Annotated in this window: 40 protein-coding genes and 1 pseudogene; 5 read left to right on the top strand and 36 right to left on the bottom strand. The window is 58.0% G+C overall.

Annotation, left to right across the window (positions count from 1 at the left end; all coding sequences use genetic code 11):
- The 34 genes and pseudogenes from BG83_RS0126010 to BG83_RS0125810 all read right to left on the bottom strand — a co-directional run.
- A pseudogene (locus BG83_RS0126010) lies at nucleotides 1-352 on the bottom strand (hypothetical protein); the annotation flags it as partial.
- Between the two features lie 730 nt (nucleotides 353-1082).
- Nucleotides 1083-1526 carry a hypothetical protein gene (locus BG83_RS0126000; RefSeq protein ID WP_024979504.1) on the bottom strand — a complete coding sequence of 148 codons (444 nt, stop codon included), beginning with the start codon at nucleotides 1524-1526 and terminating at the stop codon, nucleotides 1083-1085.
- Complete coding sequence (locus tag BG83_RS0125995) at nucleotides 1523-1834, bottom strand: hypothetical protein (protein WP_024979503.1); 312 nt, start codon at nucleotides 1832-1834, stop codon at nucleotides 1523-1525. The genes BG83_RS0126000 and BG83_RS0125995 overlap by 4 nt, the downstream gene beginning before the upstream one ends.
- Nucleotides 1835-1841: 7 nt before the next feature.
- A complete protein-coding gene (locus BG83_RS0125990; protein ID WP_024979502.1) occupies nucleotides 1842-2120 on the bottom strand; it encodes a hypothetical protein in 279 nt (92 codons plus the stop codon).
- 101 nt (nucleotides 2121-2221) lie between these two features.
- Nucleotides 2222-2482: a hypothetical protein gene (locus BG83_RS28155; RefSeq protein WP_037032527.1), complete on the bottom strand. Its 261-nt coding sequence runs from the start codon at nucleotides 2480-2482 to the stop codon at nucleotides 2222-2224.
- A gap of 16 nt (nucleotides 2483-2498) precedes the next feature.
- Nucleotides 2499-2756 carry a hypothetical protein gene (locus tag BG83_RS0125985; protein WP_024979501.1) on the bottom strand — a complete coding sequence of 86 codons (258 nt, stop codon included), beginning with the start codon at nucleotides 2754-2756 and terminating at the stop codon, nucleotides 2499-2501.
- A 41-nt stretch (nucleotides 2757-2797) separates the two neighbouring features.
- On the bottom strand, nucleotides 2798-3022 hold the full coding sequence (locus tag BG83_RS0125980) for a hypothetical protein (protein ID WP_024979500.1): 225 nt from the start codon (nucleotides 3020-3022) through the stop codon (nucleotides 2798-2800).
- Nucleotides 3023-4037: 1015 nt separating this feature from the next.
- Entirely contained in the window at nucleotides 4038-4334 is a 297-nt protein-coding gene (locus tag BG83_RS0125970) for a hypothetical protein (protein ID WP_024979498.1), read from the bottom strand.
- Between the two features lie 79 nt (nucleotides 4335-4413).
- Nucleotides 4414-4629, bottom strand: coding sequence for a hypothetical protein (locus BG83_RS0125965; RefSeq protein WP_024979497.1), 216 nt, complete (start codon nucleotides 4627-4629; stop codon nucleotides 4414-4416).
- An 8-nt stretch (nucleotides 4630-4637) separates the two neighbouring features.
- The gene (locus tag BG83_RS0125960) at nucleotides 4638-5051 is read right to left on the bottom strand and encodes a hypothetical protein (protein ID WP_024979496.1); all 414 of its coding nucleotides are present in this window, start codon (nucleotides 5049-5051) and stop codon (nucleotides 4638-4640) included.
- A 102-nt stretch (nucleotides 5052-5153) separates the two neighbouring features.
- On the bottom strand, nucleotides 5154-5504 hold the full coding sequence (locus BG83_RS0125955) for a hypothetical protein (RefSeq protein WP_024979495.1): 351 nt from the start codon (nucleotides 5502-5504) through the stop codon (nucleotides 5154-5156).
- A gap of 56 nt (nucleotides 5505-5560) precedes the next feature.
- Nucleotides 5561-5902 (bottom strand): hypothetical protein, encoded by a 342-nt coding sequence (locus BG83_RS0125950; RefSeq protein WP_231973514.1) that lies wholly within the window; start codon nucleotides 5900-5902, stop codon nucleotides 5561-5563.
- 16 nt (nucleotides 5903-5918) lie between these two features.
- Nucleotides 5919-6131, bottom strand: coding sequence for a hypothetical protein (locus BG83_RS29980; protein WP_235193285.1), 213 nt, complete (start codon nucleotides 6129-6131; stop codon nucleotides 5919-5921).
- A 246-nt stretch (nucleotides 6132-6377) separates the two neighbouring features.
- On the bottom strand, nucleotides 6378-6752 hold the full coding sequence (locus BG83_RS0125940; RefSeq protein WP_024979492.1) for a hypothetical protein: 375 nt from the start codon (nucleotides 6750-6752) through the stop codon (nucleotides 6378-6380).
- Between the two features lie 7 nt (nucleotides 6753-6759).
- Nucleotides 6760-7083 carry a hypothetical protein gene (locus tag BG83_RS0125935; RefSeq protein WP_152543765.1) on the bottom strand — a complete coding sequence of 108 codons (324 nt, stop codon included), beginning with the start codon at nucleotides 7081-7083 and terminating at the stop codon, nucleotides 6760-6762.
- A gap of 476 nt (nucleotides 7084-7559) precedes the next feature.
- Complete coding sequence (locus BG83_RS0125930; RefSeq protein ID WP_152543764.1) at nucleotides 7560-7982, bottom strand: hypothetical protein; 423 nt, start codon at nucleotides 7980-7982, stop codon at nucleotides 7560-7562.
- Between the two features lie 465 nt (nucleotides 7983-8447).
- Nucleotides 8448-8609, bottom strand: coding sequence for a hypothetical protein (locus BG83_RS29595; RefSeq protein ID WP_156669040.1), 162 nt, complete (start codon nucleotides 8607-8609; stop codon nucleotides 8448-8450).
- Between the two features lie 402 nt (nucleotides 8610-9011).
- Nucleotides 9012-9242, bottom strand: a complete 231-nt coding sequence (locus tag BG83_RS0125915; RefSeq protein WP_024979488.1) for a hypothetical protein — start codon at nucleotides 9240-9242, stop codon at nucleotides 9012-9014.
- A 217-nt stretch (nucleotides 9243-9459) separates the two neighbouring features.
- Nucleotides 9460-9675, bottom strand: coding sequence for a hypothetical protein (locus BG83_RS28410; RefSeq protein ID WP_024979487.1), 216 nt, complete (start codon nucleotides 9673-9675; stop codon nucleotides 9460-9462).
- Between the two features lie 79 nt (nucleotides 9676-9754).
- Nucleotides 9755-10015 (bottom strand): hypothetical protein, encoded by a 261-nt coding sequence (locus tag BG83_RS0125900; protein ID WP_152543763.1) that lies wholly within the window; start codon nucleotides 10013-10015, stop codon nucleotides 9755-9757.
- Between the two features lie 231 nt (nucleotides 10016-10246).
- A complete protein-coding gene (locus tag BG83_RS28145) occupies nucleotides 10247-10801 on the bottom strand; it encodes a hypothetical protein (RefSeq protein WP_024979484.1) in 555 nt (184 codons plus the stop codon).
- Nucleotides 10802-11204: 403 nt separating this feature from the next.
- The gene (locus BG83_RS0125880; RefSeq protein ID WP_024979482.1) at nucleotides 11205-11465 is read right to left on the bottom strand and encodes a hypothetical protein; all 261 of its coding nucleotides are present in this window, start codon (nucleotides 11463-11465) and stop codon (nucleotides 11205-11207) included.
- 8 nt (nucleotides 11466-11473) lie between these two features.
- Complete coding sequence (locus tag BG83_RS0125875) at nucleotides 11474-11938, bottom strand: hypothetical protein (RefSeq protein ID WP_064809138.1); 465 nt, start codon at nucleotides 11936-11938, stop codon at nucleotides 11474-11476.
- 275 nt (nucleotides 11939-12213) lie between these two features.
- Complete coding sequence (locus BG83_RS0125870; protein ID WP_152543762.1) at nucleotides 12214-12399, bottom strand: hypothetical protein; 186 nt, start codon at nucleotides 12397-12399, stop codon at nucleotides 12214-12216.
- Between the two features lie 25 nt (nucleotides 12400-12424).
- The gene (locus BG83_RS29590; RefSeq protein ID WP_156669041.1) at nucleotides 12425-12586 is read right to left on the bottom strand and encodes a hypothetical protein; all 162 of its coding nucleotides are present in this window, start codon (nucleotides 12584-12586) and stop codon (nucleotides 12425-12427) included.
- 131 nt (nucleotides 12587-12717) lie between these two features.
- Nucleotides 12718-13095 (bottom strand): hypothetical protein, encoded by a 378-nt coding sequence (locus BG83_RS0125860; RefSeq protein WP_024979478.1) that lies wholly within the window; start codon nucleotides 13093-13095, stop codon nucleotides 12718-12720.
- Between the two features lie 114 nt (nucleotides 13096-13209).
- Nucleotides 13210-13404: a hypothetical protein gene (locus tag BG83_RS29465; protein WP_048935418.1), complete on the bottom strand. Its 195-nt coding sequence runs from the start codon at nucleotides 13402-13404 to the stop codon at nucleotides 13210-13212.
- Between the two features lie 31 nt (nucleotides 13405-13435).
- Nucleotides 13436-13729, bottom strand: a complete 294-nt coding sequence (locus tag BG83_RS0125855) for a hypothetical protein (protein WP_024979477.1) — start codon at nucleotides 13727-13729, stop codon at nucleotides 13436-13438.
- A 12-nt stretch (nucleotides 13730-13741) separates the two neighbouring features.
- Nucleotides 13742-14101, bottom strand: coding sequence for a hypothetical protein (locus BG83_RS0125850; protein ID WP_024979476.1), 360 nt, complete (start codon nucleotides 14099-14101; stop codon nucleotides 13742-13744).
- Between the two features lie 15 nt (nucleotides 14102-14116).
- Nucleotides 14117-14560 carry a hypothetical protein gene (locus BG83_RS0125845; RefSeq protein WP_024979475.1) on the bottom strand — a complete coding sequence of 148 codons (444 nt, stop codon included), beginning with the start codon at nucleotides 14558-14560 and terminating at the stop codon, nucleotides 14117-14119.
- Nucleotides 14561-14959: 399 nt separating this feature from the next.
- Nucleotides 14960-15091: a hypothetical protein gene (locus BG83_RS30070; RefSeq protein WP_257784480.1), complete on the bottom strand. Its 132-nt coding sequence runs from the start codon at nucleotides 15089-15091 to the stop codon at nucleotides 14960-14962.
- Nucleotides 15092-16448: 1357 nt separating this feature from the next.
- The gene (locus BG83_RS0125820; protein ID WP_024979471.1) at nucleotides 16449-17732 is read right to left on the bottom strand and encodes a hypothetical protein; all 1284 of its coding nucleotides are present in this window, start codon (nucleotides 17730-17732) and stop codon (nucleotides 16449-16451) included.
- Nucleotides 17733-17981: 249 nt separating this feature from the next.
- Nucleotides 17982-18563 carry a hypothetical protein gene (locus BG83_RS29975; RefSeq protein ID WP_024979470.1) on the bottom strand — a complete coding sequence of 194 codons (582 nt, stop codon included), beginning with the start codon at nucleotides 18561-18563 and terminating at the stop codon, nucleotides 17982-17984.
- 215 nt (nucleotides 18564-18778) lie between these two features.
- Nucleotides 18779-19129, bottom strand: a complete 351-nt coding sequence (locus tag BG83_RS0125810) for a hypothetical protein (protein ID WP_024979469.1) — start codon at nucleotides 19127-19129, stop codon at nucleotides 18779-18781.
- Between the two features lie 307 nt (nucleotides 19130-19436).
- Between BG83_RS0125810 and BG83_RS0125805 the strand changes: the two genes are divergently transcribed.
- The 5 genes from BG83_RS0125805 to BG83_RS0125780 all read left to right on the top strand — a co-directional run bounded on the left by BG83_RS0125805 (nucleotide 19437) and on the right by BG83_RS0125780 (nucleotide 23052).
- Complete coding sequence (locus BG83_RS0125805) at nucleotides 19437-19640, top strand: hypothetical protein (RefSeq protein WP_024979468.1); 204 nt, start codon at nucleotides 19437-19439, stop codon at nucleotides 19638-19640.
- A 24-nt stretch (nucleotides 19641-19664) separates the two neighbouring features.
- Entirely contained in the window at nucleotides 19665-20054 is a 390-nt protein-coding gene (locus tag BG83_RS0125800) for a hypothetical protein (RefSeq protein ID WP_024979467.1), read from the top strand.
- A gap of 260 nt (nucleotides 20055-20314) precedes the next feature.
- Complete coding sequence (locus BG83_RS0125790) at nucleotides 20315-20767, top strand: DUF6283 family protein (protein ID WP_231973527.1); 453 nt, start codon at nucleotides 20315-20317, stop codon at nucleotides 20765-20767.
- A gap of 543 nt (nucleotides 20768-21310) precedes the next feature.
- Entirely contained in the window at nucleotides 21311-21691 is a 381-nt protein-coding gene (locus tag BG83_RS0125785; RefSeq protein WP_024979464.1) for a helix-turn-helix domain-containing protein, read from the top strand.
- On the top strand, nucleotides 21691-23052 hold the full coding sequence (locus BG83_RS0125780; protein ID WP_024979463.1) for a type II toxin-antitoxin system HipA family toxin: 1362 nt from the start codon (nucleotides 21691-21693) through the stop codon (nucleotides 23050-23052). The genes BG83_RS0125785 and BG83_RS0125780 overlap by 1 nt, the downstream gene beginning before the upstream one ends.
- A gap of 69 nt (nucleotides 23053-23121) precedes the next feature.
- Here BG83_RS0125780 and BG83_RS0125775 read toward each other — a convergent pair whose 3' ends face one another.
- Nucleotides 23122-24015: a hypothetical protein gene (locus BG83_RS0125775; RefSeq protein WP_024979462.1), complete on the bottom strand. Its 894-nt coding sequence runs from the start codon at nucleotides 24013-24015 to the stop codon at nucleotides 23122-23124.
- Nucleotides 24016-24510: 495 nt separating this feature from the next.
- Nucleotides 24511-24735 (bottom strand): hypothetical protein, encoded by a 225-nt coding sequence (locus tag BG83_RS0125765; RefSeq protein WP_024979460.1) that lies wholly within the window; start codon nucleotides 24733-24735, stop codon nucleotides 24511-24513.
- Nucleotides 24736-24751 lie beyond the last annotated feature (16 nt).

Here is a 24751-nt window from a genome sequence, read left to right as displayed (position 1 = left end):
GGTGTTCGCGCTGTGCTGGCGTCAGAGGAATTCCAATTTGAACTTGCCTGGCCAGCTGCAGCAGATCGGCGTGTATCCGCCGAATTGTCGAGAGCATGCCCCGGATATAGTGTTCCTTGAACATGCCCTCGCCGGCCAAGGCATTGGGTAGCATGCGCAGCGCCCAAAACTGTTCAAGCGCCTCAGATCGAAAGATCGTCTGCTCGACGGTTTGACAATCTTCCGCAGCGCGCTTTGTCTTTCGCTTGCCGAGATACGCACTGCATGCGGACCATGCACTGACAGCAGCCATCACGCCTACGGCGACGTACGGGATGAGGGCGTACGAATTCCTTAGATTCAGTTCTTCCACGAGGATCCCACCGCTAGTTGTCGCTGGCTGGTCGAAATTAATCAGCGAACCAAGCTACAGCGTCGGCCATTTTATGCCGCCGAACTTCTTGCTAGGAAATGGTATCACTGTTGAACGTGGGGGCCACTTTGATGTTGCTCATCTGGGCGTCCGTCAAGGACGCTTTCAGCCGTGGCTATCTGGCTTCGGCCGGCACGGTCTTTGGTGCGGCACCCGTCACCGCGCATCCCCCGTTATGGGTTGCCATCGGCACCCATAAGGTCCGCGAATGGTGGCATTGCGCCTAGCTCATGCATCGCCCGCGCATACTCAGCTCGCATGCGGGCGCCGAGACTCTCCAGCTGGTCCGCCGTCATATATCCCAACCGGACGTCGTCGGCTTCCTGACTCAAGTCTGGAACGAACGTGCCGTCCTCAATGCGCTGCCAGTTGCCGGTCAGGCGGGCGCGAGGGTCATCGTGCAGTTTCGTCCATCCCGAATTTCTCAGGTGCTCCACTCCACTTTGCCGCAGTGCGTCTCGATGTAACCATGGCCCTTTGCCATGCTGCTTGTCGCCACAAGCGAGATGCAAGACCCAGGTCTTGTTTTGGCCGACTACGAAACCCGTAGGCACGCGCGCCATCAAGACTTGTTCCCCAGCTTCCACGATCCGCAAACAGCATCGACACCGGTGTCGGTGCTTGCGCCGGTTGTGTTGGTACGTCAACTCGAAAAGTGGTGCCGGCGGCTTCATTGCGCAGCGGCCTTTTCAAGCGCACCACCGGCGCCAAGCATTTGAGCAAGCTCAAACTCTACCGCGCGACCGCAAGTCGCGTCATCGCCAGGTTGGTATCTTCCGCGCCCCTCTCCCAACGGGAGGACGACGACGGGCGGCCAGCCAAACTGATCCGCTGTGATATCGGCCAAGAACGGTTTCCCATCTTGAGTCCGCCCTTCGACCCAATAGTGGCCGTGCCAGGCCCCGGTCTTGTCCTGCGCGCCGCCGTCACCGGCCCCATCCCCACCGCGGACCACCGTTTCACAGTTTCCAAATCGGTCGAGCGCCTGCTGGAGCAGGATCGACCCGTACAAGCACGTCCCCGCTGTGCCGGCGATTTTTTCGATGGCAAGCAAATGCTCAAAGATGCCTCGAATGCTCGAACAAAGTTCTTCGACAGGCTGCAACTGGCTCATTGATGGTCCTTCTCGTCCGTACCGACGATAGCGCGCTTGTTCGCTTGCATCTGGGCAAGAGCGTCGAGCGCCTCCTCGCCAGCCAAAGAGGGAAGCAGCGCTATCTCCTGCCGCCACAAGTTGCCGCTTTCTCGGATGAAGAGGAAGCCGGCGTCGGAAAGTCTGAGCGCCGTTTGGGAGACCTTCGTGCGTTTCAACTCTTGCGCTCCGACGCATTGCTCGAGCAACCGACATGCCGTTCCCCCCAGTCGCTCCAACTGGAATGCCGCAGCCTGGGCGTCCGCAACCGTCTCGTAGTGCAGCAGCATCGCTCTGTTAGCCGCGGGTGGGCGTCATGGCTTCAGCAACGCCGATTGCCCATTTTGACGCGTAGTCCGTATGCCCCGTCGCCAATCGTTCTGCACGCTCGACATCCTGCATCGACGGCCTCTTCAGCCCCAACTTGTCGGCCTGAAAGCTCGCCTCGCGATGGACCGCAACTGGCTCCGCCGCTAGCCATTCTTCTACCGTACGCTCGCTGCGCTTGGACGCTTCCCGCACAAGAGCGTCATAGATGCTGCGTGCTGGTTCACGCAACGGCCTGAAGTGGTCCATTTTGATTGGTACCCGAGTGGAGGAGGATCAACGTTGATGTCGGAACCTCAGATACAACGTAGCTCATGTTGGCCGCCCTTTCCGAATTGGCTATTGGCGGGTTAAGCCATCTGGCGATTCAGCCAAGCAACAGCATCGGCAACAATGCGCGACTTCCAGCCGCGCCCTCCATAGGTGGCAGCTCCACTCATAGGAAAATGCGGCCGACAGTAGCCGAGGCTGAAGATTCGCTTTTGCAGGTCGACACTGACAAAGCCACCGTTTGGCCTAGTCAGGACCGCAACCTCCGGGAAACTGGGATGTTGCTCGGCAACCCAGCCTTCTGGCAAAGAAGCCTGGTCGATTATGTTCTTGCTCATCATCGCGAATCTGGTCAGGTTAGGCAGCTTTGCTGTTGTGGTCGCCAAGCGGTAGCCAATTCTCCGGCTCGTCATCGATCGAGGCATTCCAACACCAACCGAATGCGCCTGTATCAGGACCGTTGCTATTCAACTGCACCCAGTCTGTCGCCTCGATGCCGTCGATGGCGATGGTGAGGCCGACAAAACAGAACCCAAGGGATTCGGAACGAATCACTCCGGTGCGGCCATCTGCATGTTTGACCCGCTTCCCTTTCCAGCCCAGATTTCCACTCATCTCATTTTCCTCGTCGCCGAGTTTATCTGTTGGCTATGGCGTCAAACGCCAGCCCATCGGAAGGCCGCCATGCGCAATACGGCCTTTTCAACGACATCACGAGCTTCCGCGGTCGGAATGCGGGTGCGATCAACCAAACCCCTGGTGAGGCGCCGCACCACGCCATCCGGCAAGATGCCCGTCGCGTGAACCTGTTTGATCTCGGCCACCGCGGCCCGCAGGTCCTGCTCGTCGATGTTCTCGAGGAAGTCATTGACTGCGCTCATGATTGCTGCCCCTGTTGTTCGAATTTGGAGATGTCGCATGCGTAACTCTCGTCTGCGGCCTTCCGTCTGGACGTAAAGCCTGCGCCGAGAGTAACCGGGATGCGTGCCCCCTTTACCAACACCTTGCAGTCTCCTTGGTGTCTGGCACGCCGCAAAGAAATGGTTTTCATGGACGAATTATGGACGACAACACGAGCCTTTCTAGAGGCCCTGTTCAGCGCTCGACCGACGGGGGAAGTGACGGCATGTCGCCGGCTCGAAGGACCGCAAAGCTCCCATATTTCGTTGGAGTAGGAGCAGTCCCGCTATTCCAGACGGGAGCCGGTGGACGGCTGATCTTTCCGATCGTCTGGAACTTCTTTGCGACGTTCTCGTGGTGGCGTGACAAGGGATTGCTGCAACCGTCACTGCCTAACTGTCCGAAATCGCTTTCCGAACCGCGACCATAAGCCCTTTCCCGCGTATCAGCGGGGTTGCCAAGCCGGTTCTCAAGTGCGCAGATTAACGACCCTCAGGGGTGTGGCCATTCTGCCCGCAACGCCTGCACGTCCATTTGTGCCCATTGCCAGACGTTTCAGCGAGATCCCCCGGCACGTGTCCGTACTTAGCACAGACCTCTTTCGGCGTATTCATCAATGCGTATATCAACCTGAACAACATGTCATTCGTTCCTCAACTACACCCATCGGCATGATTTGGGTGGAGACTGACAGCTAGGGCAATGGCCTTCTTCGCCGCCGGCACTGATTCGAAGCTGCGGGCAACGCTTTCGCTAACGGGCAGTGGAGAAGAAATCTTCGTCATGTTCCACATCCAGCCATCCAGGAGCGCCGTGCAGCTTGACCCGGCGTGCCCGGGCTGCCGCTTGATTGTGGCGACCTTGTGGCCATCGACGAGGCCGATCCATGTCTGAATCCCCGAGCGACCAGGAGCCACCCACTGCACGGTTGCCGTCGGTCCAATGAAGGGATTCGGTTCTCTCCAACGGCCAAGGCTTTCCATCGCTTCCCTTTTGTCAATCGAAGTGCCGCTGGAGACTCTCACCATTCACCCCAATCTCACGATACGGATTATCCAGGCGCAGGTCCGCAGGATCGCCAGAGTACGGATCCAGTTCTAGCACTTGCTTTGCTTCCGACGTTCCATCACCTGGAAAGACGGCTAGAGCCAACGGTGACAACAGCGCGCCACCGATGAGGTAGATGGCCCATTTCAACAATGGGTTGTGCTGGAGCATGGGCGCGGCAGCGATCGCGGCGGCGAAAACCGCCACGCCGGCGAACGACATTCCAATGTTTAGTCTGGTTTGCATCCCTGGTCTCCCAGACACGGGGCTTCGTACCCGTGTTTTCGCCGAACTCTTGCGATTCCTGCGTCGAACGAGTGTTCACTCAGTTGCCGCCGAGCAGCGCGCCGCAAGCATTACAGCCGTACGCTAGATTGTCGTCCCACAAATCGCTGCTGCCGCAATGTGCACAACGCCCCGTGAAATTCCCGACCGGCTCTCCGTTCGGATTGTTTCGGCGACGCAGGTCCGCCAGCTCCAAAGGGTCCGCGGGCAGTTCAGGCTTGAAGATGCTGTTGTTGCTCTCGGTGTATACCGGCATGACACCTCCTATGGTCGCTGGCGCGGACCCTCGCATGACTCGCCAACGGGACGGACGACGATGTACCCCTTACCTTCGGCGTACACGCATGCCACAAGCGGCGTTTCCTTCGGCACCAATTCACCGGCCACCGGTTTCGTCGCGAGCAGCTTGACAATACGCTGCACCGCTTCGACGAGCGACGATGCAGAGCTGAGGTTAGCCTCATTGGTGAATGCCTCGGCACTATCGACCTCGACGTCATAGCCTGCGGCCCATTTGACGACCAGGCCATCTTGGGCGCCCAACCTAGTCACCAAGCCAGCCACGGTTTTGTCTGACGGCAAGGCGCGATACCGGCCCGTATCCCCTGCGTTGGCGTTGACGTTGGCCTTAGCCACCACCACCACCATCATCAACGCAACCGCTAACAATTTTTTCATCGTCTTTTCTTGGACTAGTTCGTTCGAGAGCGCTCTGCTTCACCGGACGACACAATGCTCGCCGGAACGTGCGCGGCTATTTGACGTGCCGACTAGCTCACCTTAATCCCGCGCATACAAAGCGTGGAGCCAACGATAGGTCGATTCGACCTCGTCTTGGATCTTCGCGAGTTGCGAGAGCGTTTCGTCAAACCGGCCGGCCATAGCGCCTTTCTGATGATGCTCACTGACATCGAGCACGCTCGCGGCGAGATGTCGAATACCTGCCCTCGCATCGCCTGCAATCGCGAGCTGCTCGGAGTCGAGAATCGCCTCAAGGTCGGCTATGGAAGAAAGACGGCGCTGCCGCTTCTTTGCCTCCTCCAGAACCTCGTGGCAGAACTCAGCGACAATCTTCGTAGCATTGTCGGTGGCGCTGCTGACCTGCTTTACGGAACTTACTGTGTGCTTCATAGCTTATGGCTTTGGCTTATGGCTGATCGACGATAACAACGGTCTGACGTCTATCCTTAATGCGGGCACGCATCCCCTGGCTTGAGCGTGCCAGTTGAAAGGCGTGCGCAGTTCATGACAGAACGTGCCGCACGGTGCACAACTGCACGCACGCCACGGCCTTCGATGTAGAAGCCGTTGCAGCAGATCTCCAGGCCGCCCATCCGACTGATGCGCACCGGTTGATCATCGAGCCCCATGCGTCGCCGCGCTTCAGGGTCTGAGGCCAGTTGACCCATGATGGCTGATGCGAAGTCCCCAGAAACCGTGACAACCCCGGACTGCCCATCGTCAGAGAAATCCTCTGCACCGACAATGCGCAGCGCGTGTGAAACGTCTGCCTGATTGGATTTGCTCATCGCGCAGTCCTCGGGATTAGCGGCTTTCGCCGTCCTTCGAAACATCGTCGCCTTTCCCAAGCTTCCTCAACGGTCCGAAGATGCCCAGGAGCATTGCAACAAAAAACGCAATGACCGACACGGCAATAATCACGCCATTTGACGTCAAGGCGTTGGCCAGGACCCCTGGCCATTCGAGAAACCGCTCCCCTTGGCTCGCCAGTGCAGAATTTATGAACTTGACCAGCATCTTTCCTACAACGATCCCTACCACTACGAAACCGAGGTGGAATATGTTCGTATCACGGGAGACGCCGTACGCAGCCAAGCACATAACCAGTGCAGCCACCGGGGCAAGAACGACCACAGGAACCCCGAAGACCGTCGCACCTAGTACGCAAGCTAGGATCAGGGCGGGACCTACGCCAATGCTCAGCATTCTGGAACCTCTTGAGTTGGCAACCAGCCAACGTGTGGGGCGCGCGAGCGCCAGTTTTTACATCTTCTTGAGTCCGGCACTACGTGGCCAGTACACGGTTCCGGCCGATTTCGCCGTCTTGCCAGCGACGCGAACGACGTACGAAACGTGATTGCGTGGGGCCCCTACGCCGGCACTCCGGTACAACTGCGGGAACTGATCTCGGTTTGGCTTGCCTTGTGTTGGCACAACCTCTTCGATCACGCCCTTCTTGGTTCGGGTGTATCCGCTTGATTGACTGGTCCAGGTAACAGTGTCACCCACCGCAAAAGCTTCGGGCGTGCCCTGCCCTCCCTGCTGCATCTTCGATTCATGCACCTGCTCCGCGGCGCTGTCCATCGGCAGACTATGGATGACCTTCGTCCAGTCAGATATGAATGCCTTGTTCGACATATTGTTCTCAGTCCTTCTTGCGCAAAGCCACGCATTGGAGGTAAAGAATCGGCCGCTGTTGGATCGCTCGGGAGAATTCAGGCGATGTGGAGGCGAGCTCAAGGCGATGGAGACATTCCTGTGCTTGCACATACTGCCCCAGGTCGATCGACGTCTTGCCGTCTGACAACACTGCCTTGTACTCGATGTATGCGCCGTCCCGGTCCACAACTGATGCTGGCACAGAGCCATTGTCAATCTTGGGCTTCGAGGTCCCAGAGGCTGACGTCTGCTGTTGCGCAATGGCCAGCAGAGGCACAAGGCACGCGATTAGTGTGAGAATCTTCTTCACGAGCATTTTCCTTTGAAATCCGGCCCAAGAGCGCATCGGGAGCGCTTCTGTTCGGAGCTTGCCTCGACATCCCACATCTTGCTCAAACATTCCCGGCAATCTAGGGCCTGCAAATCCGGCATCCCGGCCAAAAGGCATTATCGGCAGTCCGCCAGGGAACTTCAGCGTTGACTGGTTCAGCTCAGGACCGGGGGTGACGGTCTTGCCGAGGCCGGAGCGCTTCCGTTCGGTAAATACAGCAATCCCAGCCGTAGTCCCTTCAGGATTCGCGCAGCGGCATCACTTTGGGTCGGTTCAACAGCAGCGCTCTTCAAGCCCTATGACGGCTCAACAGAGAAGTTGGGTCGATCGGCCTGCTGGCGATGCGCAATCGACAACCGCCAGGCCAAATGGAGCCGTTCGCCTGCCAGCCGAACGCGGACATCAAGCGCCCTGTACCTGCTCTCTCTTGCTATCTGACGTGTGGGGCGCGGACTCTAGTGACGACGCAGCAAACTGCCTAGCAATCTTCGGAAATTTTCAGAGAAGACGTACCAAACCCCGTAGTACGTTCCGACCAGGAGCAGGAGGCACAGGATCACCCAGAATCGCCTGTCCCCGGAGAGAACGGAAAGCAGCCTCGACAGGGCATATATCTCCGCAGCGATCGCTGAATTCGATAGGAATACGCCTGTGAAGGTCGAGCCCGGGTCTTTGTCAAAACCCATTGCGACATACATCGGCAGCGCCCAAAGCACCACGACTAGGATTCCGAGAAGTTCCATGGATTTTTCTGTCAGGTTGGCGGTACGGCCAGCGCCAAGCATGGCCAAGAGGCCTCGCCGCCGGCCATCATCGACTCGCTGCTGGCGTACAAATCCAGTCGCAAGAGTCCTGGTCGATGCCAGTCGCTTCGACATACATGTTCGAGTTCCGCAATGGACGCATGTCGCATGAGCTGCGTCGCGTCGTGCGATCTCCCTTGAAGAGGCTCCCGGACGAAAGGGTGTACCCGCGCATCGTGCAGACGCCCAACTTTCCTTCGAACTCCGCCTTTGGTACTTCTACTGAGCATCGGAACACTTGGGGATCGATCTCGCGTAGCGAACCCTTGAAACGCACGATATTGGCCTTGTAGCCGCTACCGATCTCCTCCAGAACGCACTGAGTCGACTGGACCGTCATCGTGAGATAAACGGGCTCACTCCTGGGTGCATGCGTGCACGCAGTTGCACACGCCACTGCGGCCGCCCAACCACTCAATTTACAAACAATGCGCATCGACACCTTCCTCTACCAAGGGTTCAAGCGATTCATGGGCGGGCTGGCTCGACGGACACGTTTCACATCGTTCGCAGCATGGACTTTTTCTTAATGATTCCTGGCTATTGGAAAGGCCAACCTTTTTCAATCTTGTCGCTTGTGCGCGGGTTGCCTCCCGGCCCACGGCCCATGTACCAGATCACCGCGAGGGCGACGCAGCCGATTCCGCCGCCATAGAGAAAATCATCGTGAAGAACCAAGCCGTTGATGAACAGCAGCAGCATCAAGCACGCAAAGACCACATCCCGTTGAGTCCATCGACCTATCTTCTTCATTTCGAACTCACCAATTATTCCGACCCACCCCTAGAATTAGTCCAGTCTTCTTGCAAGATCACCAGCTTCTCGCGCAGCCGACTTCTCACGTGCCTCAACTAAAGAGGCAACATTCTGGTTGAAACACTCTCGGAAGAAGGTCTTGCTGGCATCTCCCACTCTCCCGCTATCGGAAGTGAGTTTGTTGCAGTGGTCGGCGATGCCCTGAATATCTTGCTTGTGTGTGTATCGCGCAATCCAGATTGGCGTGAATAGGCCAAGGGTGTAGAAGACGCTTGCTGTACCGACGATTGCGACCGTTCTTTTCATTAACGATGTTCTCTAACGTCTTGTGAAGTTGGATTCTTCCGATCAGAACGAGGCCGGCGCTGCCCCTACGCGACGCAGGAGCGCAGCAACTTCGCCGATACCAAACATCTCATCTGCCGGTTGCTCACCCCCGCGCATGATCGCTACCGAGACGGCTGCATTTCGCGCAGCTACGCGCTCGCGGTACAGCGATTGCAGGCCGGCCACCAGCAACTCACGGTCTGCAGCCTCAACCATCGTCGTCAGGTCAATGTTGTTGCTATCGATATCCAATTTCGAATCTCCGGTCACGATCCTGCGTGCCTGGGCGGCCTGCCGTTCAGGCCCGTCACTCACCCATCCTATTGATCTTCGCCATGACGCGATCCTGGGCTTGCAGACCGTATAGGGCCGCTGGCTTACTTCGCGTCGAGGTGTCCCTCGCCTTCTCAGAGGTGCCTGTTCGCCTCAGCCTAAACCCCGCAATGCCCGCCATGATCCTTTCGTGGTGTTATAGGTCAACGCCAACCGGCAAGATCACGTGGTAGCCGCTAACTTGCGGGACAAGGCGACGCGCTACCTCAATCAGCGTCTCGTTGGTGAAATCGTCGGCAATAGGCTCGGAGACCAGAACCTTTCCCCGCCGTCCAGAGGCTTCGCTGTACTCAACAATTGCCGCCAGCTTTGGCGATTGCCGATGCTTCACCAGAAACATTGCACTCTTCATATCCTTTTCCGAGGTCCCTACTGCGCACCGAGAACGGTCAAGTATCTCAAAAACTGGCGCAAGTTTTTGCCTGTGCGTCTTACCATTGGCGTTCTGAAGGAACGCATGAGCTGAAACTGTGGCCATCCCATGCGTAGAAGTAAGGTCCGTACCCCCCCTTAACCTGCTCAGGAATCCAAATTTTCACGACGTCGTAGTCCTGGCCGGCCCCCCGACGTTGTTCGTGCTCAACCATCGCCAGACTCGCTAGAGCAGCAAGACCATATTCGCCGGTCAAAACGGCGATGACGTGCTCGGGCCCCCCGTTGATTTGCACGCGGAATTCATTCGAATCGCTCATGTTGGTTTCCATTAGGTTGATTCCAGCACGAAGGCTTGGTGGGCCCCATACTCGGCAAGGACAGCCCGGGCATGCTTCAGCACTTCAGAACGTGGGGCCAATTCTGAGGTTGCCACGTCAGGCGCGTTGACGAGCGCGGCCAGCGCGGCTCCCAAAGCATTCCGCCCTTCCAAAAGGCGCTTGTAATCTCGCTCGCACATTTGGATCACGATTATTGTTCGTCCTACTTGCCTACTTGCCTACTTGCGTCTCGCCGTTTGTCGCCTTCCGGCCGACCAACTCCCAATTGATCTGGCCGCCACGACGGCAATCCACTTTCCCACCGCTGACGATGTCGGAGCCTCCGCCACTAGCACAGGAAACAGGCATCGCCTGGACCCTCACGGGTACCTGCTCGTCATAACGGATCGGCCAAGATCTCGACTTCGTTGCGCCTGCAACGGTCGCGTACACGATCAGGGAGCATTTGTGCGCCTTCCCCTTGTTGCATCCAGACGGGGTGAATTCCAGACTGACGTCTCCACCACTCGCGCCAGGAGGCAGATATCCCATAGCTTTCAGCGCGTCGGTCGACGGGTGGAGCGATTGTCCATAGGACGATCCATGCGGAATCGTCATCACCCTCTCGCGCACGTCTGCGCCATCGTACAAGGCGGTGGCATTAATAGCCGCGTAGGCGTTGGCGGCGCTACTAAGCAGCTCGAGTTCGGTCAGAGCACCTGCAGCGTAGGCATTCATCCCTGTCGCAAGCATCGCGACAGCCAGTGTCAAAGGCAAAGTCTTCATTGTTGAGGTCACTGTCGGCTTCCGGCCGCTGCGGTGCGCATCTCGCGCCAGATTTTCCTAATCGTGTTCTCGAAGCTCTGCAAGAGATGCTTTCTTCCCTGTTCAAATAGTCAGGAGTTTGACCACACCGACTCCACCCAAGAAGATGGCTGCAACGCCCCAAGCGGGTAAGCCGAGGGCAAGCCCAACCGCACCGCACGCCGCCGCAAAGCACACACCGGCCACAATCTTCCCGCGTTGAATTTCGCGATACTGCCTTTCCGCCTCCTTGTACGCAGCGTCGGCAGCTGCAAGCCGCACATCGTTCTGAATGCCGCCTGCTTTGCAGGCGGCTCTAACGGCGTCTCGTTGCTGCTGCACGCGAAGTAAGTTTTCTCTTGATGCGCTCATTACTGTTTACCCATTAATGAATGTCAGGCGCGCGAACCACCACTTCTACTTGATCGTTCTCGGCGTTCCCATACGGAGGACCAGCATCAGCAGCGTTCACTTCGTCATCGCCGCATTGCACGACAACGCACGGGTTGCCGGTCTCGCCGGCCTGAAGCGATGCGGACTCAATTTGGCCGCTCCACAACTGCATCTCATCCGTCTCGATGCACAGCTCGATGTCCTGATCGTCGGCAATGCCCTCAATGAGCGCTCGCAGTTCTTTCGCTTTCATTTTTCCAGTTAGCGGGCGCGAGGCACCGGGCTGATGAACTCGTTGGGAAGTTCGGAGGCCTTGTCAGCGCCTCTCAAGCGCCGATAGATCCAGGCGACGAGGTAGACGACTCCAGCACCGGCCAGCGGCAAATAGGCCAGTAAGGCGAGGCCGGACAGAGCGCATAGACCTAGTGGCGGATTATCTGCCATGGGCGAGAGGCTGAGATTCCCGCAAACGCCATTCCATGCACGGTGGACGATAAAGAAGAGCCCAATGGCGATCATTGAGTAGATCAGTACGCAGCCCATACTCAGAGCGAATCGGTGCGCAATTTTCATCTGACTTTTCCTTTCATTGATCACCATCTTTGTGTCGTTGCTCGACACCATTCGCGTCAACGTGACGGACCGACTCCCAAACTTCTTGAACGGCTGAACGGACACGGTCCACAGCGGGATCATCAGCCGCGCGGCGTTGGGCAGCGACGGCAATGGTGAGAGCCACGAGTGCGACAAGTCCGAGTGCTAACCAGATGGCCATGTTGTTTCCTTTCCCGTTACGGTTTATATCCGGGCTGATGTATAGGATCGGTCGGGTGCCCTCCACAAATTCGACACCAGAACACCCCATCCGACGGACGATCCATCGGGACAACGGTATGACCAATCAGCTCCCTTTCCTCGTTGTAGTAACGAGGATCGAGACGAGGCAGTCCGGCCCAATCGAGCGGCTTCTTACCGTTTCGGCTCACGGGCATTTTTCCTTGTCAGACCACACGGTCGGGCGTCTTGCGCCGTGCGGCCTCGATCGCGCGGTCAGCCCACACGACTGCGAGAGCTTGGCTGCTGGTACGGAATCGATCGGCACTTCCGTCGTCTCGGATGAACTTGCCAGAGTGGGCCTGTGTGTCGATTTGTGCCTGCGCACGCTGATCTGTGGTTGGTGCGAACATCGCCATTCCCTCAGTTTTTCCGTTGCTACGCTGCTCGACTACTTGCCTGTCGTTGTCTGTCATCCGACTCGATCATCACTGACATGAACTCAAAGAACTCATCCTGGGGAAGAGCATCGAGCCAGTCGTCGTATTCACTCTCCGACATGGCATAAAACGTCTCACCCATCGCGTTGATCTTCGCCATGACGCGATCCTGCGCTTGCTGATCGTATAGGGCAGCTGGCCGCTTTGCCGGCGATTTAGCCCTCGCCGCCTGCGAGGTGCTTGTTTGCCTCAGTCTGAACCCCGTAATGCCTGCCATGCTTTTCCCGTGGATTAGTTGGGAAGGATCACCGGCTTGCCGGCCGCGTCAACCACGCCATAGGACTTCGAACCAAAGCTCCGCATTGCGGGCTCCTTACGCATTGCGTCGGCGCTCATGGCAACGACATCGAAGTCTTCGATGGTCAGTGCCCGATGACTCGCTGCTCTGCGGGAACCTTCGCGCAAGCGGCGGACGGTGAAGGAACCTTCCCGGACTGGCGCCCGCGTCCGATCACGCAGATCGGCCCACAAGCCCCCGCCGTCTACGAAGATGCCTTCGATGCCATTGCGTGCCATCTCGGCCGCAGCCTCGACCGTAGAGAAGAAGCCGTAGCGCACCTCGACTTCGAAGTCCTCGGCTTGCCAGGTGGTAACAGATTGGTAGGTCATCTTGTGCGTTTCCTATCAGCCTTCAGGCCTCAACGGCGAATTCCAGAGAAGGTCGAGTTCCGCATTGCGGCTGGTACATGTTGCGCAGCACGAGCTTTGCCTGCTTCGGTAAGCCTAGGCGGTATAGCGAGCGCCGGCCTCGTTTGTAACTGGGCCAATCCGCTCCGCCAGGCCCTTCTTTACAAGCCGCATACCGTCGCGACCAACGGCACCTGGATAGACAGGGCGACGAGTATCCATGCAATGCAGGAACTCTGCTTTCCATAGCTCGACAAGCGCGATGCGCTCGCTATCTGTCAGCGTTTCCATCGTCGTATCCGGTTCTTATTTCCTGCGTGTATCAGCGAACAGCCTTGCCGCTCACCGTGTCAGAGTATTGTGGCTCTTCGCCATGCGTTCTGTAGGCGTTCGCCAAGTCCACGGGGGTCGCAAAGGGAGGTTCGATCGGACCAACAAAGAACTCACCTGGCCACCAATACCGTTGGACTGAGGAGCCATCCTTGATGACTCGCTCCCCATCGCGCGTGCCAACCTGCACCAAGCTCGGCAACACCGCGCCGCGCTTGTAGTACCAGTAGGCCCCGTCCTTCGACGGGATACCCTCGATTCGAGGAATCTCGTTGCTGGCAGTCATGCTTTTCCGTGGTCAGTGCGACTGAGCCTGATTTCGCTTCGCCTCGATCTTCAGCGTGGCAATACGGCTCTCTGCCTGCATTTGCAGAAGCTTGCTGACGCTCTCTTCATTAGCACGACTTCCCACCGCCGCTTGGCCGATGGGCGTACTGATCCGCCAAGCGAGAAGTCCCATCAGCAGTGCGCCCGCGACTGCGCCACCCATGCGCACCAGTGCCACCTTGCGGCGGGTTCCCATGAGGACTGGCAGAAGCATTGACATCACGCAGACGGCGATGAACAAAACCGAGACTGGGTTAGCCCCGTACAGACCGAAGTACACAGCTGCAGCCCCCAGAAGGACCGAACCGAAGTAGGTAGAGGTAGTCGTCATTTCGTTTTTCCCGATCTAGTCGCAGTTGGGACCAAGGACCATGAGCAGCGCCCCAGAAGCGGGACTTTCCCCAATCCCGAGGGTGTCCAGCACGCGATTGGTGGCCGACAGCGGGTAGGCGCCTTGCTGAAGCATGCTCAACTCGCCGGGCTCCAAGCCCTTCCCTGCCAAATAGCCCACGTACTCTGCTTTCGCTGAGTCGCTCACTCCGTAATCGAGACCCAGTTGGTCCGTGCACCAGGCCTCATCTACGATGTCGCGGAGCATGTCCTGACAAGCTGGCGCTCCAGCAACAGGCAGAACCCAGCCATCCAGATAGTTGCAAGACATGCCTCCGCATGGATGGCTACGCAGCTCCGCCCAATCCTGCCCCTCTGGCTGCTCCGCCGCCGCTGGCAGGAACCACACCAAATCCCACCATCGTTTTGTGTGGTCGGAGATTTCGTGAACCAGTCGCATGTTTTTTCCTGGTCAGATCGCGTTACAGACCCGCAGCTTGGTAACTTTCCTGCTATTCGGCCGTCAAACCCATGTTGGTCTCACGACGCCCCGCCGCGCCAGACTTCACACAACGAAGGCAATAGTCAAGGCGCCCATGCGATCGCCACCCGCCGCTCTTCAGTGATGCTCGCACCTGGCCCTTCGCCACATCCGATTGCGAGTGCATCTCTGTGACTCCACAGCCGTCACATGTCCATTGAATCCACGTTTCCAACATCGCGATCTTTTTTCGTGGTCAGAGTTACGGCATCGAGGCCGTTGCGCGTTCCTTGATGCGTCGAGTCATCACATCGCCCCAGCCTGGCCACTGCATGAGGTCGACCACCCCCTACGTTTCAGCGACCAGGCGTTTTCCCTTCACTTTGCTCGGTTCCGGTTCACATGCGTTTCTGCTGGCTTCTCTGTCTTCAGGAAGAAGGCGGCGACCAGCATTAGCAGCAGCCCTGCTCCAGCTACGATGACAACTACGTCAAATGGAATGTCAGGCATCCCCCCTCCTTTTCCGAGGTCTACAGTAGATACGTCATGCGAAACGAGTCATTAGGCACAAGACCCCGGCGAATGCGGCAGCTAATACCAGTCCATTCCAAGCCCTGCCCGGCATGCCTAGATGAAATGACGCACCTGCCACTACCGCTTGGCTCACCACCATCAAAGCGAGCAGGGGTCTTGGATCCTTCCCAAATGCCACACCGATAAGGCCAAGAGTTATGCTGCTGTAGGATATTGCAGCAGCCACAATGAACAGCCACTTCGCCCAGTTTGGGCCGTCACCGACGTCGCGGCTTTCGTCAAAGAAGCGAAGGCGAGTGAGGTCTTTGAGCTTCACAAAATTTTCCAGTCAATTACCTGATCGTGAAATCCCACGTCAGAGCGAAAATCGCCATAAGAATCACGCCGCCTACGTAGCCGATAGCGAACCCACCCGCAAGCGAGCTAGCTCGCGCCCTCCCTGTTTCCCCGTCCATTCTGGACACGATCGACATTTGCAGAACGCAAGGTACTGCAACCCCAAGGGGACTCACGAAAGTAGCGATAGATTTGGTCCAGCCTAGGAAGTACACAACGTAGATGCACGCCACCATAAACACCGCGCACATTACTGCAGCGAGTAGGACCAGCTTTGATTCCTTGTCCATGTGGGCAGTGTCGCTAAGTGTAAATTTCGGCGCAGACCTGATCTGGGGCCGCTGATCGAACACCGATTGGAGCGGGAATCGCTTACTCATCCTGTTGTCCTGATAATTGGTGCCTTCTATGGGCTTCTTCCGTTAGGTTGATTCCAGCACGAAGGCTTGGTGTGCACCATACTCGGCAAGGACAGCCCGGGCATGCTCCAGCACTTCGGAACGCGGGGCCAATTCTGAGGTTGCCACGTCAGGCGCGTTGACCAGTGCGGCCAGGGCGGCTCCCAAAGCATTCCGCCCTTCCAGAAGGCGCTTGTAATCTCGCTCGCACATTTGGATCACGATTCTTTTCCTTTGAGTTCTGGCCCGAGAGCGCAACAGGAGCGCTTCTGCTCGGGTCCACCCTCGGTATCCCACATCTTGCTCGAAGATTGCCGACATTCTAGGGCCTGCAAACGCCGAAATTCGCGGCCAAAGAGCATTAACGGCAGTTCGCCATGGAACTTCAGCGTGGACCGTATCAACTCAGAAACGAGATTGGTGCATCTTGACGATGCGGAAGAGCGTCCGTCCTGCACTTACAGCCCTCCGCGCTTCAGCCGAAGGTCTTTCTGGAATCGCGCAGCGGCACGATTTTCGGTCGGTTAGCCCAAAAGAAAAACCCGCCGGGGCCCCTAGTGGGACCCACGGCGGGCGTGATGGCTTGTTGAAGACTACCTTCAGAACGAAGGTGGCGCGGGGGCGTCGTCGTCACCCTCGATGCAAAAGAACGTGGGATCTGCGCCGAGCCTTGCTGCTTCGACATCCAACTGGGACTGGGTCAGATGCTCATCCGATACCACGATGAGATCTCCCCCAATGTAGCCGCCCTCTCGGCAGGCCTTGCCAATTTCCTCCAACGAAATCGTGGAGAGGTCGATATCGTCGTCGTGCAATACCGTGTACTGCAGCACGGCTTTTCGTACCTCGGTTAATCCCGGGGTACTCGAGGCTCCGTTTGCTTCCAATGCAGATTTTGCTTGGAAAGCCTCCCAGGTTGCTGCGGCACGATCGAACAGAGTCGCTACCTGCTCCAGTGACAGTCCCATGGAGTCCGCCAGGGCCTTCTTGTCCAACGAATTCTGGGTCGCCAGGATCTCGGCCAGCAGCCGCGGGAACTGGACGTCATCACGCTCCCATGGCGTTCGTGCTACCTGCGAAACTGTCGCGCTTTCCTGATTGGAAGCTGTGTGCCGGATGCCTCGCTGCACGTCGCCCACGATGAACTTCGGGTTCTGTGCCTCAAACCAGCGCCAAACAGTCTCCGTTTCGACACCCTTGGAGAAGTGCAGGAACGCCCCGTCAAGATTGCGGCCATCCTCGGTAACGGGGACGTCGCGGAGGGCATCCCAAAGCCCGTATAACTCGCTGAGCGTGCGCAGCGGCAATGAGCCATAGCCGTTTGCTGTACGCCAGGCATTGTGGGAAGACGATTCTGTGTCGGTCCACGCTTTCATCTGCGCGTATGGTCCATACGTGATGTCAGCAATATCACCGTTGCGCCACTCTTCCGCTTTGAAGAGGCCATTCCCTTCATTTCGAATGATGAAGCCCGAATCGGTCCCGTCATCGTACAGATAGGTCTGGCACTCTCCGGGGCCTGGGATTTCGTTTTCCGGATTTTCTCCATCTGCCCGCCCGGCACGATGTCCCTGGAATGTTGACCACGCTTCATCGCTTGTTTCAGGTCGGTATCCCAGATTCTTCCAGGCCAGTACGCCACGGACATAGCCCGCGGCATAGACACGATCAGGATGTTGATCCATTTCACGTACCTTTGCCCGCTCTGCCTCGGCAGTTCCATCGTGGAATCCCCAGTTAAATCGCACACGGTCTGGAAAGGAAGAGTCGTTCGTCGGCTTTTGCGAGACTTCCGGCGTGCCCTCCTCGAGCACGCGATTGACGTTGAGGCCGGAAGGCTCGATTACGACTTGGGTACTCGACTCGGGCTTGATGTTCAGCATATTCCTGCTCCTACAAAGAAAATTGCGAAGCAGGTGCCCCCACGGGGTCACAAGCCCCGCATGGGTTAAAGACGTCCACCAGGTGGTGAACAGAACCGCGGCTCAGAGGCCGCGTTGGTTGGCTTCAATCCGGCGGCTACTGCGCCGGCGAGCTCCCTGCAAAACGGACGACCTCCGCGATTCGTCGGTAAACCTGGTTACCTATGTCGACGTCTCTGGAGGTTGGCCGCTGAAACCTGGCCCGGCGGGTTACTTCCCAAGCTCAGCCAGCACATCATCGTCACTGATTTCGGCAACCTCAGTACCGCCATCCATGCCGAGGAACTTCAGTTCGCCCTCGAGCTCGCGCTCAGCCTGAGCGACCCATACCTGCCGCACAGCCCTTTCCTCTTCGGATCCGGCTGTTGCGAGCCGGGCGCGCTCACGCAATAAGCGCTCATGGAGTGCCACTAAATGCGACGTGTCTGCACTCTGATTTCGGTTGGCCACGCCAGGTGATTGATGCTGGTCACCGACACTGGGTGGAAACACTGCATCGGGCGGCAATTCCGTCCAACCGAATTGCACACGCCGAGCATCGGGCTTGATTGCAAGAACTTCCTTGTACCGCGCGAGGCGCGGAGCGTTGTTCCGGTGGTTAGCCTGGAGCAACTCTCGCATTTCGCTGACTGGCAGACCCTTGTCTACCGCGTACTCGGCCAGCCTGGCAGGATCTCCAAGCAGCTGCTCACGCTTGGCTTGTTCCTGCTCCATCGTCAGCACCCGCGCCGTCAACTGCCGCTTGTTCAACCCGACGATCTCGGTGTCAAACTCTGCCGTGTCCGATTTCATGTTCATTTCCGTACCCCTCCTGAAAGGAGCACGAGCAAACCCCATCAGGGCAACTCGTGCCCCAAGGCGTTGATGCTACTGCTCAGACCGTCACAATTTCTTTCCAGGAATTTCTGGAAAGAGCCTGCTCATTCTCGGCAGATCCTCTGTTGAATCGAAGGTGACACGATGCCCACAGCCGACAAATGTCGATTGTGGGCACGGTGCGGCTTGCATTAGAGCTTGCGCCACGTCTCGCGGCGGATTGGATTGAACACCCAGTTCGCTTCCAAATCACCGAACTTCGCATCCACCACCTCTGCCGGCAGCCGTCCGAGAACGATTGCCTGGAAAGTAGCGTCATCCAGAGAGAGCCCGACCTTCGTCACTTGCTCTGCATAGGTCTTGTAGAACAAGTCCTTACAACGCATCAAGTAATCGCTTGGTTTGGGCAGCGGCAGCTCGAGGAGGTGAGCCATGACCGCTTCGGACTGGTACAGCACTGCAGCGTTGCGAATCACCAGCACCAGCGACAGAAGGCCTCCAGTTACCTGGACATCATGCGGGTGAAGCTTATTGATCGACATTTCCTGCTCCGAAAAGGAATCAGCGAAGCAGGCGCCCCATGGGGTCACTAGCCCCGCATGGGTTGAAGAGATCCACCTGGCGGTGAATAGAACCGCAGCCGGTTGGCAGCGGCAGGCTGGCATTCGGCCCAGCTACCGTTGGAATTCGTTGGAAGGATAGCACGACAATTCCCAACAGGAATCTGTTTGTTTCTCCACCTTCAAACCGTTCTTGGGCAGGCTTGAACGCCGAACATTGTTCGGTATCGTTTGATCTGTGATCGGCGCCACGGCGCAATGCCCGCGCAAACCATCTTGAGAGTGAAGAATGCGTACCGAACAGGAAGTGATTGACCAAACCAATGCCCTTGCGCGAAAGCTCTACGAGATCCGCGGGTACACGGCACCCGAGGGCTACCGATTCGATCGTGCGACCCATCCGCACGAAGCGGAGGCATGGCAAGGGGCCTGCGCCGCACAGGTCATGTTGACCGACACCGACCCCGAAGACGCTTTGTCCAATCTCGAATAACGAAGTGAGAGCCAGAAGACGAACATGGCAAACCCCACTATTGACCGCATTCTCGAAACGAAGGGCATCAATGAGGCCTACAGTGCTGCGTGCCAGCTCATTCGCGACCAGCAGGCCGAAATGAACGCCTTGTATGCCTCTCGATTTTTCGAGGTGCGCGTGCTCGACGACGGTAAGAAGAAGCTGTGGCCAACCACAGAAGCTGCGATCAGCCGGGCATTCGACCTGCAGGACTGCTTTGACGGGCCGCTCCCGGACTTTTTCTACTGCGATCAGGATGGTCAGTTGCATGCAGTGTCAGTGGGCGCACAGAGGCCCATGAATACGGATGAAGAGTGCCCGTTTCACTATGCTTCGTCGGCCCTGCTGGCCAACGGCCAGGTCGTCGGCCACGTCATCTACACGGATCACTGATGCCGTTTCGCACTGAACGCCGGCAGGACGCACCCCGCCCTCCCGGCAATCCTCCGCCGGCCGATATCAAAGCTGCCCGGTTACGCGCTGGCATTTCCCAGGCTGCAGCTGCGCGGCTCATCTACAAGACGACTCGTGCATGGGAATTGTGGGAAGGCGGCGCACGACGCATGGACCCTGCATTCTGGGAACTGTTTCTCATCCGGATTTCGGGTAATGCTGCGTAATGGGCATTGCTCGACGCTCGTCACGATCGCACCATGATCTGGGTTACCAAAGAGGGAATGTCGATGTCTCGATCAGCACCAGAAATCACGCGCACACGACCAGCGGGCCCTGATCACCAGGTGGTGACATCCGAGGGCGGGAAAGGAAGCTATCGACGTCGCCCGTGCGACAAGTGCCCATGGCGCGTCGACGCCGTTGGGGAGTTTCCGGCCGAGGCGTTTCGTCATTCGGCGGAGACGGCGTACGACATGAGTTCCCATACTTTTGCCTGCCACGATTCCGGCACGAGCAATCCTGCGATGTGCGCCGGCTTCCTACTTCGGGGTGCGGCACACAACCTCGCGGTCCGACTCAAGATGGTTAGAGGCGACAGTTTCAGCGACGTGGTCGATGGCGGCCACGAGCTTCACGAGAACTATCGTGCGATGGCGATCGCAAATGGCGTGGCGCCGGACGATCCAGTTTTGGGTGCCTGCCGGGACTGATTTCGACCACGGGACTCAACAACACTGGCTATGCCAGCTGCAACCACTGCGGCGCAGAGTTTCGGTTGTTCACCATTTTCAACCGCGACATGCAGGGGCTATGCAAGGTGTGGAAGCGCCGCCACGAGCGCGTCTGCTCGAAGAGAACACCGAAGGAGCGTCGTCAGTGGGCACGACCTTACACCGGCACAGACCGATTTGAGAGCGCAATTACCGTCGATCTATCCCACGTTGGTTTCATCGACGCGCCGCCGTGCAAACCACGAGTGGAGTGAGGGTAGACGTCGGCACTCACGCTTGGGAAGACCCCGTCTGGAGCGCACCATAGCGCCTGGTGACGCACATGGGCGAGCACCCGGCTCCGCTCAGGTACTAAAGTATCATTTGCTTGTGAAATTGCACTTTGGTGCAAGTCAGAAGTGATACTAAAGTATCATCCTCGCGCCGGTTGATACTTTACTACTACTTCTACACACCCCTTGGAAAGTTTGGAAGATGGTACTAAAGTATAATTTCGATCAGCAATGACACTTTAGTACCACCATGATCACTTTGGGCGAAGTTTCGAAGGCGCTCGCCGAGCGCGCGAGCAAGCGTCGGTACGGCAAGATGCAGCTCGCCGCCGACGCAGGAGTCACATACAGGACACTCAGCCACGTGCTGAGCGGCGACCAAGACTTCAAAGTGTCCACGCTCATGGCGGTGGCCGACCGGCTTGGCTTGGAGTTGGTGTTGGTACCCAAAGAGGCGCGTGCAATGTTTCCGTCCGGGAATAGTGCCCGTTCGACCGTTGAGCGCCCACAACTCCGCATTGATGGTCTGAAGGCCTCACTCCGAGGTAGCGAATCCGGAAAGGAACGGACTTCGGGAATCCAAAGCAAAGTCCAAGCGCGACTGGCACGTGTGCGCAAGGGAGGCGCGTGATGCTGTTTCGCGCCCTGGCAATCAACATCGGCACGCTGCGTGTCGGCACCCTGTTCAAGTACGGGACGGATGACCCGATCATTCGCTTCGTCGCGAGCGACGACTACATCGACCTGCCGCAACCGCCGACGCTCTCCCTCTCTATGCAGGCGGCAGACCCTGCTCAGCAGCGCGCGTTCTGGGCAGATGTCACCCAGCCGGTATTCAACGGCAGCTACTCGGCCAAAAAGGACGCCTTCCTCCTCCCGGCATTCTTTCAGGGATTGCTGCCGGAGGGCGTGTTCCGCGACCACATCGCAGCGGAACGCAAGTGCGAACCGGATGATCACTTTGAAATGCTCGCTGCCACGGGGCGAGACCTGCCTGGTAACGTCTCCGCGCGTCCCGTTGAGCTCGACTTCCAGGAGGTCGCTCACCTGGTCACACAGGACGCTGATTCGCTCGAAATGAGCGTAGTCGCTGAGCCGATGGAGGACGGCATGTCGGTATCAGGCATGCAAGCCAAGCTGGGCGTCTTGAAGGAAGGCGACCGCTACGTGGCGCGTACCAAATTGCAGGACACGCACATCATCGCCAAGCTGCCGGTGGTTGGTTACGCCCTCCTCCCGGAACTTGAAGACCTTTCCCTGCGCCTTGCAGCCGCAGCCGGCGTCACGGTATGCGAGGTCACGCTCGAGCCGTTGGAAAAGCTCGCCGTTGAGCACAATTACGACTTGGGGGATGAAACGACCGGCAAGACAAACTTTCTGGCCGTCACGCGATTTGATCGGTCCCCTGGTGGCCGTATCCACGCGGAAGACTTCGGGCAGATTCTGGAGATTCAGCCCGAGAACAAATACCGCTCGAGCTACTTCGACATTGCCGCCGTCATGTTGGACGAACCCACACTTGGCGAACCGGCGATCCATGAGTTGCTGCGCCGGATCACCGTGAACGAGTTGCTGGGAAACCCCGACATGCACATCAAGAACATCGGTGTGCTCTACCTGGACGGTGTAAGCCCAACGCTTTCGCCAGCGTACGATATCGTGGCCTACAGCGCCTACAACAACCGCCAAGGGCACGGGCTCTACATCATCCCGCCAGAACTCTTGCCGCCGCCGCCAAAGGATAAGCCTGCACCGAAGCAGCGCTTGAGTCCGACAATCCTACGCAGATTCAGCGAGAACCTAGGCTTGCCCGAGAAACCTTTGGCCACAGTCGTTATGCAAACCGTGCAAAACGCGGTCAAGGCGTGGCCGCAGATGATTGAAGAGTCGAAACTCACTGCCCGGCAGAAGGAAAACTTGTTGGCCTTCTTCAACAGCCAACCCATGGTGGCGTCCGCCCGTGCACGTCTGGAGCGCCACGCAGCAGCATAGCTCACGGCCAACCGAGAATAGCGGCAGTCGGCCGCCGACGCGAGCACATGCCCTCGGCGGAGCCGCTGCCTACCTGAAGGCCATGATCGCCAACGCGATCGCAATGCAAGGGCCTACCCACTTCACGATGCCGTGAATTTTGTCCAGGCTCGCGATGAGATGATCGATGGCCGTCGCCACAGGATCATTCCCCGCGCCGGCGGCCGGGGCAACGTCCTCATTCAAAAGGCTGTCATCTGCGCTCTGCAGCGCGGCCGTGGGGCCCGCTTCTGCCTGATTCGCATCGGCCTTACGCAGATCTCTGCTAGACGATGCAAAGTGAATCGATTGCACTGAGCCGGTGGCCAGCTCCGGGAGATCAATCGTGTTATCCCGCTTGTTGGGTCGGATGAACAGATGGCCTCGCGACGACACCGGCGCCATGGTGTGCTCGGTTGTATAGAGCCCACGCAATGAGAGACTCAACTGCATATCGTGGATCTCGCCGTTACGGACTTCCGCGACAAGGTTCTCAATGAATGGCTTCGGCAAGTAGCATTCGACCCACCATTCGTCGCTGTTCCCGATCTCCCAATCGCCTCTGTTAAAGCCCAGCATCGCGCGACCCAACTGGCCAAACTCGAACCCGTCGGGCCCGGGTTCGGGCGCCTCACGAGTTGCGCGCGGTTCCTCGGCTCCAAGAACAATGGACAGTTTTCGGACTTTCGAGGTGGGGTCGCCGACCACCGAGATCGAATAGTCCTCGAGCACCGCGGTACCTCGGACGCGCGTTACCAGCTGCGGCAGATCACCCTGTTCCTGAGGCTCCCTCAGGAAAGTCAGCAGTTCGAGCGTCTGCGCTTCCAACCAGATGCGGCGGTTCGGATAGTAAGTGTGCGACTTCCCTTCCGTGTCGGTGTACTGAAGCTCACCACCGCCGATGTCCTTCACGTCCACAACGACTTTCGGTTGCCCACGTGCCATGCCGCCTCCCCAAGGTTGAACCCGATTCTTCTATGCCAAATGATACAGCCGCGATTGATGGCCTGACGCGCGGTCCGTGGCGCCGTTTCCCCCTCTAGCAATGTGGTAAGTCACCAGGTCTATGCGCATGGCAAACCCGATCGCATGGGGCGCGCAGGCTTTGCCGGCAAAGGTGGCTTTGAAGGACATGTTGGCCGGATATTCGCCAGCGTTCGGCGGACCCGATCGCGCGCGGAAGCACGCTTCAAGATGGACGGGCGTGTCCATTTCGGGCGTGCCCGGAACGGAATGGAATCACTGCGCTGATCCGGATCGCGCGCAGGCCGCTCCCAGGAGATGGCCGCTGCTCGGTTAGCGGCTTTGCCTCAGTGGTCGGATGAATTCCTCGCGTTCCCCAGCAGCTGAATGCCCCAAGGGGTGACAGCGTGATCTTCCGCGCGCTTCACGCTTCTTTCCAGGCGGGCCTGCCGGCGACGGCTTGCCCGCAGATCCGTCCTAATGGTGTGGATAGCGAGATCGCAGAATGGTCATGGCTAGCCGCGATAGCACTACATACAGAGCGCCAACAAAACAGTACAGGAACGATGGGAAAAGGAAGAAGCCGAGCATCTCATCTTGGCCGAAAAAGACCAACCAGCCAGTGATGACCGCACTGAGAAAGATGAGGACTTCAGCAGCGTTTGCCGCACGCTCGAGGATTCGGCGTTTACGCTCGTTCATGGCCATGCCCCCTACG

The organism is Ralstonia pickettii (assembly GCF_000607165.1).
Classification (GTDB): Bacteria; Pseudomonadota; Gammaproteobacteria; order Burkholderiales; family Burkholderiaceae; genus Ralstonia; species Ralstonia holmesii.
This window is presented reverse-complemented; position numbering and strand designations above follow the sequence as displayed.

What these genes read in the sequence shown, in the direction of transcription:
- BG83_RS0126000 (WP_024979504.1), bottom strand. Translation starts at nt 1,526, where the DNA reads ATGAGCCAGTTGCAGCCTGTCGAAGAACTTTGTTCGAGCATTCGAGGC.
- BG83_RS0125995 (WP_024979503.1), bottom strand. Translation starts at nt 1,834, where the DNA reads ATGCTGCTGCACTACGAGACGGTTGCGGACGCCCAGGCTGCGGCATTC.
- BG83_RS0125990 (WP_024979502.1), bottom strand. Translation starts at nt 2,120, where the DNA reads ATGGACCACTTCAGGCCGTTGCGTGAACCAGCACGCAGCATCTATGAC.
- BG83_RS28155 (WP_037032527.1), bottom strand. Translation starts at nt 2,482, where the DNA reads ATGATGAGCAAGAACATAATCGACCAGGCTTCTTTGCCAGAAGGCTGG.
- BG83_RS0125985 (WP_024979501.1), bottom strand. Translation starts at nt 2,756, where the DNA reads ATGAGTGGAAATCTGGGCTGGAAAGGGAAGCGGGTCAAACATGCAGAT.
- BG83_RS0125980 (WP_024979500.1), bottom strand. Translation starts at nt 3,022, where the DNA reads ATGAGCGCAGTCAATGACTTCCTCGAGAACATCGACGAGCAGGACCTG.
- BG83_RS0125970 (WP_024979498.1), bottom strand. Translation starts at nt 4,334, where the DNA reads ATGCAAACCAGACTAAACATTGGAATGTCGTTCGCCGGCGTGGCGGTT.
- BG83_RS0125965 (WP_024979497.1), bottom strand. Translation starts at nt 4,629, where the DNA reads ATGCCGGTATACACCGAGAGCAACAACAGCATCTTCAAGCCTGAACTG.
- BG83_RS0125960 (WP_024979496.1), bottom strand. Translation starts at nt 5,051, where the DNA reads ATGAAAAAATTGTTAGCGGTTGCGTTGATGATGGTGGTGGTGGTGGCT.
- BG83_RS0125955 (WP_024979495.1), bottom strand. Translation starts at nt 5,504, where the DNA reads ATGAAGCACACAGTAAGTTCCGTAAAGCAGGTCAGCAGCGCCACCGAC.
- BG83_RS0125950 (WP_231973514.1), bottom strand. Translation starts at nt 5,902, where the DNA reads ATGAGCAAATCCAATCAGGCAGACGTTTCACACGCGCTGCGCATTGTC.
- BG83_RS29980 (WP_235193285.1), bottom strand. Translation starts at nt 6,131, where the DNA reads ATGCTGGTCAAGTTCATAAATTCTGCACTGGCGAGCCAAGGGGAGCGG.
- BG83_RS0125940 (WP_024979492.1), bottom strand. Translation starts at nt 6,752, where the DNA reads ATGTCGAACAAGGCATTCATATCTGACTGGACGAAGGTCATCCATAGT.
- BG83_RS0125930 (WP_152543764.1), bottom strand. Translation starts at nt 7,982, where the DNA reads ATGTCGAAGCGACTGGCATCGACCAGGACTCTTGCGACTGGATTTGTA.
- BG83_RS29595 (WP_156669040.1), bottom strand. Translation starts at nt 8,609, where the DNA reads ATGCTGCTGCTGTTCATCAACGGCTTGGTTCTTCACGATGATTTTCTC.
- BG83_RS28410 (WP_024979487.1), bottom strand. Translation starts at nt 9,675, where the DNA reads ATGAAGAGTGCAATGTTTCTGGTGAAGCATCGGCAATCGCCAAAGCTG.
- BG83_RS0125900 (WP_152543763.1), bottom strand. Translation starts at nt 10,015, where the DNA reads ATGAGCGATTCGAATGAATTCCGCGTGCAAATCAACGGGGGGCCCGAG.
- BG83_RS28145 (WP_024979484.1), bottom strand. Translation starts at nt 10,801, where the DNA reads ATGAAGACTTTGCCTTTGACACTGGCTGTCGCGATGCTTGCGACAGGG.
- BG83_RS0125880 (WP_024979482.1), bottom strand. Translation starts at nt 11,465, where the DNA reads ATGAAAGCGAAAGAACTGCGAGCGCTCATTGAGGGCATTGCCGACGAT.
- BG83_RS0125870 (WP_152543762.1), bottom strand. Translation starts at nt 12,399, where the DNA reads ATGTTCGCACCAACCACAGATCAGCGTGCGCAGGCACAAATCGACACA.
- BG83_RS29590 (WP_156669041.1), bottom strand. Translation starts at nt 12,586, where the DNA reads ATGGCGAAGATCAACGCGATGGGTGAGACGTTTTATGCCATGTCGGAG.
- BG83_RS0125860 (WP_024979478.1), bottom strand. Translation starts at nt 13,095, where the DNA reads ATGACCTACCAATCTGTTACCACCTGGCAAGCCGAGGACTTCGAAGTC.
- BG83_RS29465 (WP_048935418.1), bottom strand. Translation starts at nt 13,404, where the DNA reads ATGGAAACGCTGACAGATAGCGAGCGCATCGCGCTTGTCGAGCTATGG.
- BG83_RS0125855 (WP_024979477.1), bottom strand. Translation starts at nt 13,729, where the DNA reads ATGACTGCCAGCAACGAGATTCCTCGAATCGAGGGTATCCCGTCGAAG.
- BG83_RS0125850 (WP_024979476.1), bottom strand. Translation starts at nt 14,101, where the DNA reads ATGACGACTACCTCTACCTACTTCGGTTCGGTCCTTCTGGGGGCTGCA.
- BG83_RS0125845 (WP_024979475.1), bottom strand. Translation starts at nt 14,560, where the DNA reads ATGCGACTGGTTCACGAAATCTCCGACCACACAAAACGATGGTGGGAT.
- BG83_RS30070 (WP_257784480.1), bottom strand. Translation starts at nt 15,091, where the DNA reads ATGCCTGACATTCCATTTGACGTAGTTGTCATCGTAGCTGGAGCAGGG.
- BG83_RS0125820 (WP_024979471.1), bottom strand. Translation starts at nt 17,732, where the DNA reads ATGCTGAACATCAAGCCCGAGTCGAGTACCCAAGTCGTAATCGAGCCT.
- BG83_RS29975 (WP_024979470.1), bottom strand. Translation starts at nt 18,563, where the DNA reads ATGAAATCGGACACGGCAGAGTTTGACACCGAGATCGTCGGGTTGAAC.
- BG83_RS0125810 (WP_024979469.1), bottom strand. Translation starts at nt 19,129, where the DNA reads ATGTCGATCAATAAGCTTCACCCGCATGATGTCCAGGTAACTGGAGGC.
- BG83_RS0125805 (WP_024979468.1), top strand. Translation starts at nt 19,437, where the DNA reads ATGCGTACCGAACAGGAAGTGATTGACCAAACCAATGCCCTTGCGCGA.
- BG83_RS0125800 (WP_024979467.1), top strand. Translation starts at nt 19,665, where the DNA reads ATGGCAAACCCCACTATTGACCGCATTCTCGAAACGAAGGGCATCAAT.
- BG83_RS0125790 (WP_231973527.1), top strand. Translation starts at nt 20,315, where the DNA reads ATGATCTGGGTTACCAAAGAGGGAATGTCGATGTCTCGATCAGCACCA.
- BG83_RS0125785 (WP_024979464.1), top strand. Translation starts at nt 21,311, where the DNA reads ATGATCACTTTGGGCGAAGTTTCGAAGGCGCTCGCCGAGCGCGCGAGC.
- BG83_RS0125780 (WP_024979463.1), top strand. Translation starts at nt 21,691, where the DNA reads ATGCTGTTTCGCGCCCTGGCAATCAACATCGGCACGCTGCGTGTCGGC.
- BG83_RS0125775 (WP_024979462.1), bottom strand. Translation starts at nt 24,015, where the DNA reads ATGGCACGTGGGCAACCGAAAGTCGTTGTGGACGTGAAGGACATCGGC.
- BG83_RS0125765 (WP_024979460.1), bottom strand. Translation starts at nt 24,735, where the DNA reads ATGAACGAGCGTAAACGCCGAATCCTCGAGCGTGCGGCAAACGCTGCT.